Raw genomic sequence first — 5995 nt, 5'->3', positions numbered from 1 at the left:
CGCCGAGCGCGAACGCGGCCGCGATGCCCCGCCCGTCGGCGATCGCGCCGGCCGCGATCACCGGCGCGCGCACCGCGTCGACGATCTGCGGCAGCAACGCGAACAGGCCCGGTTGCGCGTGGATGTCGTCGGTCAGGAACATTCCGCGATGACCGCCGGCCTCCGCGCCCTGCGCGACGATCGCGTCGACACCGCGCGCATCCAGCCAGCGCGCCTCCTCGACGGTCGTCGCGGACGACACGACCAGCGCACCCGTGCGCCGCACGCGATCGAGCAGCGGGTCGTCCGGCAACCCGAAATGGAAGCTCACGACAGCCGGCCGCCATTCCTCGACGACCGCGCACATCGCATCGTCGAACGGCGCGCGGCCAGGGCCGCCCTTCACGCCGGCTGGATCGAGCCCGGCTTCCGCGTAGTAGCCGGCGAGCGCAGCACGCCAGCGCGCATCGACCTCGGCGTCGGGCGCCGGCGGCGTATGGCAGAAGAAGTTCACGTTGAACGGTGCGGGCGTGCGGGCGCGGATCGCCGCCATCTCGTCGCGCAGTTGCTGCGGGCCGAGCGCCGCGCACGCGAGCGAGCCGAGCCCGCCGGCTTCGCATACCGCGATCGCAAGCGGGCTCAGCGAACCGACCATCGGGGCCTGGATCAGCGGCAAACGGGAAGGCAGCATCGTCATCGGAATCGTCCTTGGAGAAGAAGCGAATGTCACAAAAAAAGCACGTTACAAGGCGGTCTTGCGAAGAGGCGAAGTGCGTCTCGCCTCTTCGGTCAAGGACGCCCCTGATCGCATCATCGGGCTTGCCATTGCGTTGGTTGCACCACGGTGCGATCGCGTCGGCTGGCTGCGCGGCCTGCAAACTCTCCCGACATTCATTCCACGAACGCCGGAAAACATCGCCGCGACCGCGTCAGCCCGCGTCCGGCTCGGGTACGCACGCGGCGGCCTCGATGCGAAACAGCAGCCGGTCGTCGAGTGCATCCCAGATATCGACCTCGCCGCGCCCGCTCCTCGGCAGGCCGGCAAACACCGGACGCCCGTCGATCCAGCCAGCCTGGCTCTTGAACCACTTCCGCTCGCACCAGCCGCCGCGATGCAACGCGAGCCGCTTGCCGCTGCCGACCTCGAACTCGCGCAACACGCCTTTCGCATCGCGCGCCAGCACGCGGGCGCCGTCGTCGGAAAACGCGCAGGGGAAGCCGTTGTCCGCCCCCGGCAATTCGCAATCGGCCTCGCCCTCCGTACGCACCGTCAACGCCGCGTCCCGTGCGAACGCACGGCGACGCCGGCCGGCGCTCACCGCGAACGGCGCATCGTCGAAGCGCTGGTCGGCCAGGTCGTAATCGAGCACGTCGAGCGTGCCGCCGTCGGTGAGCGGCACACGATAGAGCCGGTTGCGGACGCGCACCCACGCTTCGCGCGCGTCGGATGACAGGTGGACCCGCTCCAGATAGTCGTACCGGCTTTCGGCGCGCCAGCACAGGTGCGCCGCACCGCTCGCGGCGTCGACCCGGTAGAGCGCCGTGTTGTCCCAGTACGCGACGATCAGCGTCGACAGCGCCGCATCGGCCGATGCGCTCACCGGCAGGTTGCGCAGCCGGTCCGTGGCCGTCGCGTCCGCTTCGTCCGGCACGAACGGACGCGGCAGTTCGAACGACGCGACCACCCGCCGCTGCGCAAGATCCCAGATGTCGCAGAATCCTTCGCCAGCCACGACGAGGCGCGGATCCCCCTTTGCGTCGCGCGTCCATTCGAGCACGCACGCACGACGGGCCGCAACCGTCCCGGCGAGCGCTACTTGCGACGACGCATGCGCCGATACCGATTCGAGCGCCGGGCCGGCAGCGGCCTGCGCGCCCGCTTCGGGCGCCACGTAATCCGGCGGCACGTAGTCGGGCATCGGCGACCGGTGCCGCGCGCGCCACGCAGCCAGCCACGCCTGATACACATAGCGGCGGCTGCCGTCCGTGCCGATATCCGGCTGCTCGAGGCGAAAGCCGGCCGGATCGACGCCCGGCAGCGGCACGAGTTCGGCACCGTTGCAATAGACGTAGACTCGCGCACGATCCCGTGCGAAATATTCGGAGAGGAACGCGAGCGTCGCGCCATCGACACCGCGCCGATATGGCTGGTTGTCGTGCAGCAACCGCCCCTGCCCGTCGCGCAGGAAGCCGGGCCCGACGACTTCGGCGGTCGCGCCATCGAAGCGGGCCTTCACTTCCTTGCCGAAATAGAACAACCGGCCGCCATCGCGCAGGTAATAGTCGCCGACGACTTCGATCCCGGCCGGATCGATGCCGCGCTTGCGTACCAGCATGCACAGCACGCCATTGCGATCCTTCGCGTAGGTGTCGTTCAGGACTTCGAATGTCTCGCCGTCGACCTTCGCGGCTTCCGAATGACCGCGCCACTGCTTCAGATAGCAATGGTCACCGGCCTGATACCACGGCCCGGCCAGATGTCGCCACCGTGCGGGATCGCCGGGAAGCGGGCCGCCGTCGAGAAAGCCGGTGTGATACTCCGCGTACGAGTAGAGTCGCGACCGGTCGGCGATGAACGAATCGCCGAGCCACCGGACCGTCGCGGCATCCGGTTCGAGCAGCGGCAGGTCGTGCAGATACACCTGGTTGCCGACTACCCGGAACCCGCCGCCGAGCTCCTGCGCCGGTATATCCGCCGCGGTCTGCCCGACGATGGTATGCCACCAGTAGCCTTGCAGCTCGGGGTGCGCGGCAAAAAACGGCGACCAGTCGCGCTCCCACTTCTCGCGCGAGCCGGGATCGGCCGCGTGCCCGTAACGGTACGGCCGCGCCCGGTCGGTCGCGTGATCCTGCGCCACCTCGTCCGCGCTGACGAAGCTTGCCGCTTCGGCGCCTTCGACCTCCCGCCCGTCATACCAGACCCGCTGCGCATCGACCAGATACGCGCCGACCCACCGCAGCGTCGCGGGATCCGCACCGCGCATGCGCTTGCCGTAGTGATACAGGTAGCGGTCGTCGTGCCCCCACGCATCGGTCAGCAACCGGAAGCGCGCGGGCGACGCGCCGGCCAGCTTGCGGTTCTGGAAATAGACATGGTTCGCGTCGACGGCATGCGATTCGTCCAGCGGTCGAAACGTCGCGGCGTCGACGTCGAGCACGGTGAAGCGCAACCACGTGAACGTGCGCGCATAGGCGCGCACGCCGTCCGTCGCCAGATACTGGGACAACGGCCGGAAGCCGTCGATCACGATGCCTTCGATGAGGTTGCCCGCGCGATCCCGCAACGGGTCGTCATGGCAATACACGTGCGCGTCATCGCGCATGAAGCCGAAGCCGAGGTTCTCTCTGAGTGTCATGTTGTTGTTTGATTTCGCTTTCGTCCGGAATGCCCCGGTCAGACGATGCCCGCCGGGTACGAAAGCCGTCGCCGCCGCGCGGATACGCGGCGCTCACGCGTCCTGCGATCTTACGCCACGATCCATCCCGCGCCGGTACGCGGCCGGACTCGTCGCCGCGACGCGCCGGAAATGCCGGCGCAGCGATTCCTCGGAACCGAACCCGGCGCGCGCCGCGACCTGCGCGAGCGACAGCGCGGGATGCGCTTCGAGCATGTCCTTCGCGACGTTCACGCGTTCGCGGATCAGCCACGCGAGCGGCGACATTCCCGTCGCATCTGCGAACTGACGTTGCAGCGTGCGCGTGCTCATCGCGGCCTGCGCGGCGAGCGATGCGAGCGTGTGCGGCTCGGCCGCGTGCGCGCGCATCCAGTCGATCAGCTTCGCGAGCCGGTCGGTGCCGCCCGGCGCGACCGGGCGCGGCACGAACTGCGCCTGGCCGCCGTCGCGATGCGGCGGCAGCACGAGGCGCTGCGCGACCCGGTTCGCAATTGCGCCGCCGTGATCGCGGCGCACGAGATGCAGCAGCATGTCGAGCCCCGCCGCCGATCCGGCCGATGTGATCACCTGCCCTTCGTCGACGTAAAGCGCATCGGGATTCACGCGCAACGCCGGATAGCGCGCCTGCAATTTCTCCGCATAGCGCCAGTGGGTCGTCACCGTGAGGCCGTCGAGCACGCCGGCCGCGGCCAGCACGAACACGCCCGAGCAGATCGAGCAGAGCCGCGCGCCGCGGCGATGCGCGGCCCGCAGTTTCTTCAGCAACGGCTCCGGCGGCAGTTCGTCCGGATCGCGCCAGCCGGGAATCACGATGGTATCGGCGCGATCGAGCGTCGCGAGCCGGTACGGCGCGGCGACCGTGATGCCGCCCGCCGCGCGCACGGGCCCCGGCTCGCTCGCGCAGACCGCGAAGCGATACCAGTCGACCCCGAGCTCGGGGCGTTCGAGGGCGAACAGTTCGACCACGCAGCCGAATTCGAACGTGCAGAGGCGATCGTAGGCGAGCGCGACGACGAGATGATTGTGCATGGCGCGATGTTACCGGAACTTGTCGATCGCGCCACTGCCGCGAAACGTGCGGAACCGCGATACTGCCCCTCATTCCACCGCGTTCTGCGCAACCTTCAGGAGAACCTGCCCATGTCCTGCGTCACCGATGTGCCCGCCGCCGACAGCCCCGCCGCCCTCGCGCATTTCGAGGCATCGCTGCGCTTCGAGACCGATTGCTGGGACGTGCACGACGCGCTCGCATCGGGCGCGCCCGATTTCGTGCTGCTCGACGTGCGCGCCCCCGACCAGTTCGCCGCCGGCCACGTGCCCGGCGCGCGCAACCTGCCGCGCCGCAAGATCATCGAGAGCAAGCTCGCCGGCTATCCGGCCGGCACGCTGTTCGTCGTCTACTGCGCGGGCCCGCACTGCAACGGCGCCGCGCGCGCGGCAATCCAGCTCGCGCGCCTCGGCCGGCCGGTCAAGCTGATGATCGGCGGCGTGACGGGCTGGCGCGACGAAGGTTTCGCGCTGAGCAACGAAGTGCAGCCGGCGGACGCCGAAGCCGGCTGATCGTCATTAAAAGCGCAACAATCAATTGCCTGCGTACGGCCTGCACGCGAACGAAAAAAGCGCGACAATCGGTCCCATTGCAGTTCGGATGGAGCAGCAACATGCAGAACGCAGTCCTGATTCAAGTGGCCGGTTCGGTGGCCGCGATCGCGATCTATTTTCTGCCGGCGGTCATTGCCGACCGGCGCGGCCGGCACGACAAGCTGACGGTCGCGATGTTCAACGCGCTGTTCGGGTGGACCGGCATCGGCTGGCTGATGACGCTGTACTGGGCCTGCCAGCCGAACCCGCACGCCGATGTCGCGCAGACGATCCTCGCCAAGCGCCGCGGCATCAGCATGCGGACCTTTTCGACCGGTCTCGTCGAGCGCGTGCAGCGCCGTGTCGCCGCCCAGGAGCAATGGGCGGAGAAGCAAGGCTGCCGTTAAGTCCCTCTTTCCCCGTTACCGTACCGCGTCGAACTTCGGCATCCTGACATTGGTCGACGCGCGGTAATCCCAAGCCAGCCCGTCGTGCGGCAGCCCGCCGCCCGCACGCAGCCACGCCCCGAACGACCCCGCCGTTACCGCCCGCGCGATCCGCTCGCCCGGGCAGCCATGCGGCCCCGTGCCGAAGCCGAAATTCGGCCCAACCGCGCGGCCGGGCATGAACCGGTGCGGATCGCGATGTACGGCCGGGTCGCGGTTCGCCGCGGCGAGCACGACGAGGATCGCGTCGCCGGCTTCGACGGTCACGCCTTCGATCGTCGTGCGCGATGCGACGAAGCGGCGCGTGTTCTGCACCGGTGAATCGAAGCGCCCGACTTCGGCAACGAATGCGTCGAGCGCGGCATCGTCCGGCACGGCGTGCGCGGCGCCCGCTGCCGCTACCCCGTTCCACGCCACCAGCGCATTGCCGAGCCACGCGGCGGTCGCCTCGCAAGTCTGCGACAGCAGTCCGACGAGATTCGCGACCAGCGCGCCGCTTGCCTGCCAGCCCGACTCGCGGGCCGCCTGCTGCACCGCGGCGACGAGCGTGCCGTCGTGCGCATGCGTCTGCGCGACGCGCTCCGTCATCCGGTG

General features: G+C 69.2%; 6 protein-coding genes. 2 read left to right on the top strand and 4 right to left on the bottom strand.

What is annotated here, in order from left to right; genetic code table 11:
- The 3 genes from G3N61_RS37555 to ftrA form a co-directional block, all read right to left on the bottom strand.
- A partial coding sequence (locus G3N61_RS37555) for a nitronate monooxygenase (RefSeq protein WP_205824943.1) occupies positions 1-676 on the bottom strand: 676 nt, incomplete at its 3' end.
- A gap of 232 nt (positions 677-908) precedes the next feature.
- A complete protein-coding gene (locus tag G3N61_RS37550; RefSeq protein WP_205824942.1) occupies positions 909-3335 on the bottom strand; it encodes a DKNYY domain-containing protein in 2427 nt (808 codons plus the stop codon).
- A 93-nt stretch (positions 3336-3428) separates the two neighbouring features.
- Complete coding sequence (gene ftrA / locus G3N61_RS37545) at positions 3429-4403, bottom strand: transcriptional regulator FtrA (RefSeq protein WP_043180075.1); 975 nt, start codon at positions 4401-4403, stop codon at positions 3429-3431.
- 111 nt (positions 4404-4514) lie between these two features.
- On the opposite strand from ftrA, the gene G3N61_RS37540 reads away from it, so the two are divergent.
- Both G3N61_RS37540 and G3N61_RS37535 read left to right on the top strand, forming a co-directional pair.
- Positions 4515-4934, top strand: coding sequence for a rhodanese-like domain-containing protein (locus tag G3N61_RS37540; RefSeq protein ID WP_205824941.1), 420 nt, complete (start codon positions 4515-4517; stop codon positions 4932-4934).
- Positions 4935-5035: 101 nt separating this feature from the next.
- A complete protein-coding gene (locus tag G3N61_RS37535) occupies positions 5036-5362 on the top strand; it encodes a superinfection immunity protein (protein ID WP_043181370.1) in 327 nt (108 codons plus the stop codon).
- Between the two features lie 15 nt (positions 5363-5377).
- On the opposite strand, the gene G3N61_RS37530 is transcribed toward G3N61_RS37535, so the two are convergent.
- Positions 5378-5995, bottom strand: a 618-nt coding sequence (locus G3N61_RS37530) for a cytochrome P450 (protein WP_205824939.1), incomplete at its 5' end; no start/stop codon positions are given.

It is taken from the genome of Burkholderia sp. Ac-20349 (assembly GCF_017104865.1).
GTDB lineage: Bacteria > Pseudomonadota > Gammaproteobacteria > Burkholderiales > Burkholderiaceae > Burkholderia > Burkholderia aenigmatica.
This window is presented reverse-complemented; position numbering and strand designations above follow the sequence as displayed.